Annotated in this window: 1 rRNA gene; it reads left to right on the top strand. The window is 44.6% G+C overall.

Annotation, left to right across the window (positions count from 1 at the left end):
- Positions 1 to 380 precede the first annotated feature (380 nt).
- A 16S ribosomal RNA gene (locus ACJ5GX_RS05490) occupies positions 381 to 904 on the top strand; the annotation flags it as partial.

The raw sequence follows: 904 nt of genomic DNA on the forward strand, positions 1-904 counted from the left end.
ATTAAAAAAGGGGGTTGTGTTGGTTGAGGAATGCTGTAGAATGCACATCCATCGGCGGTGATGAAGATTAAAACTTCTGATAAAACAATGACTTGGTTGAATTGATTAAGTTGGGTTTTAGAAAGGAAGTTTAAAAAATAATTTGAAATCATAGTTGACTTTCTAGAGATAGAGAGTAATATAGCCGACCTAGCTTGATGCTGACGAAGCATGAAGAAGATCATTAAGAGAATATGAAGAACAACTTGTGTGGATTTTTACTGATTGATTGATCGAAATATTATCATTGATTGATTGGTTTAAATTACTCGAAGTTTATTTGAGAGAATTTGTCAGTACATTGATGAGCCAGAATTGTGACCTTAAGTCACTAATGATTTTAACTGAAGAGTTTGATCATGGCTCAGATTGAACGCTGGCGGCAGGCTTAACACATGCAAGTCGAGCGGGGGAGATTGCTTCGGTAATTGACCTAGCGGCGGACGGGTGAGTAATACTTAGGAATCTGCCTATTAATGGGGGACAACATCTCGAAAGGGATGCTAATACCGCATACGCCCTACGGGGGAAAGCAGGGGATCACTTGTGACCTTGCGTTAATAGATGAGCCTAAGTCGGATTAGCTAGTTGGTGGGGTAAAGGCCTACCAAGGCGACGATCTGTAGCGGGTCTGAGAGGATGATCCGCCACACTGGGACTGAGACACGGCCCAGACTCCTACGGGAGGCAGCAGTGGGGAATATTGGACAATGGGGGGAACCCTGATCCAGCCATGCCGCGTGTGTGAAGAAGGCCTTATGGTTGTAAAGCACTTTAAGCGAGGAGGAGGCTCTTTTGGTTAATACCCAAGATGAGTGGACGTTACTCGCAGAATAAGCACCGGCTAACTCTGTGCCAGCAGCCG

It is taken from the genome of Wolbachia endosymbiont of Tuta absoluta (assembly GCF_059414725.1).